This is a genomic window from Nonomuraea guangzhouensis, from assembly GCF_019396345.1.
Lineage (GTDB): Bacteria > Actinomycetota > Actinomycetes > Streptosporangiales > Streptosporangiaceae > Nonomuraea > Nonomuraea guangzhouensis.
This window is the reverse complement of the sequence record NZ_JAHKRM010000108.1, coordinates 1-1,426: the sequence shown is the minus strand read 5'-3', so window position 1 is coordinate 1,426 and position 1,426 is coordinate 1. Positions and strand designations below refer to the sequence as shown.

Below are 1,426 nucleotides of genomic sequence, written 5' to 3'. Positions count from 1 at the left end.
AGTGGGTGTTCTGTGAGCGTTCGTCAGGTCTGAGTCTGGGCAGCGCTATCTATTCGTGAGAGCTCGGTTGGGGCAGCGCGAAGAGGCCCGGTTCGGGTTCGACGACGATGCCCCGGGCGACCATGCGTTTGAGTTTGGCGCGCAGGCTCTCGGTGTACTTGGGCTCCACCCCGGTGTTCAGCATCCGGCAGATGTCCTTGACCCGTAGCCCGTCCGGTGCTTGCTCCACGATCGCCAGGATCTGCCGGTAAGCGGGCGCGAGCGAGGCCGCAACAGGGGTGACTTCGGCCAGGTCGCCGGTCATCTCCAGGATCGTTTCGCGGGTGACGCGCAGCCGAGACAGTACCTGCTCGGCAGTGCTCAGCCGCTCCGACAGCTCGGTGATCTGCTCGCGCAGCCGGTCGGCTTCGGCCTGGGCGGCGGCTTCTCGCTCGGCCAGGCGCTCCAGAAACTCGCGCATCCGTGGTCCTGACCCCGGCTATGCCGTCGACTGGTGGGGATCGCGCCAGGTCGGGGTGGTCGTCCCGGTCAGCCGGCGGGTCATGTTGTCGGTCATCGACCAATAGATCATCGATTCGGAGCTGGCGGTCCGCGTCTCGTAGTCGCGGGCCAGCCGGCGGTGCAGCATCAGCGTGCCGTAGACCTGCTCGGCGATCCACCGTTTGGGCAGCGGCGTGAAGCCGAGGGTGTGCGGGTCGCGGTGCACCACCTCCACGTCGATGCCCAGGCCGGCGCCGTGGACGGCGACCGCGTTCTTGAACCCGGCATCGGTCCAGGCCTTGGTCACGCTCGGGTTGCCGGCGGCGACCTTGTCCAGTAACACCGATCCGATGGCGTTGTCGTGCACGCTCGCGGCGGTCACTACGACAGCGATGACCAGGCCGAGCACGTCGGAGGCGATGCCGCGTTTACGGCCTCGGCTCTTCTTGCCCGGATCCAGCCCGGTGGTGCCCGTCGGCGCGTTGATGGAGGTGTGCACGGTCTGGGTGTCCAGCACCACCGCGCTGGGGTCCTCGGACCGGCCCGCCTGCTCGCGCACCTGCCAGCGCAGCAGGTCATGGATGGTCTGGTCGGTACCGTCATCGCGCCACTTGCCGAAGTAGTAGTACACCGCGGTGTAGGGCGGGAGGTCATGCGGCAGGTAGCGCCACTGGCAGCCGGTCCGGGCCTGATACAGGATCGCGTTGACGATCTCCCGCATGTCGTAGCGGCCCTCGTGGCCGCTGACCGACGTGTGCTGTCCCTTCCACGAGGTGATGACGGGCCGGATCAGTTCCCACCGCTCGTCGGACAGATCGCTGGGGTATGGCATGCGCTCGCCCATAACTGTCAGTTGAGCGCACTCACACTGAACGTCAACCTATTTGCCGAAAATCCCTATCGAAACGCAGGGATTAAAGGCCCATACCGTTGCAGAACGTCCTCT

At 66.1% G+C, this 1,426-nt stretch carries 2 protein-coding genes; both read right to left on the bottom strand.

All coding sequences use genetic code 11. The features are described from left to right. Positions 1 to 49: 49 nt before the first annotated feature. Positions 50 to 460 carry a hypothetical protein gene (locus KME78_RS63620; protein WP_219539952.1) on the bottom strand — a complete coding sequence of 137 codons (411 nt, stop codon included), beginning with the start codon at positions 458 to 460 and terminating at the stop codon, positions 50 to 52. An 18-nt stretch (positions 461 to 478) separates the two neighbouring features. Beyond that, positions 479 to 1,324 (bottom strand): IS5 family transposase, encoded by an 846-nt coding sequence (locus KME78_RS63615; protein ID WP_219539951.1) that lies wholly within the window; start codon positions 1,322 to 1,324, stop codon positions 479 to 481. Positions 1,325 to 1,426: the final 102 nt, after the last annotated feature.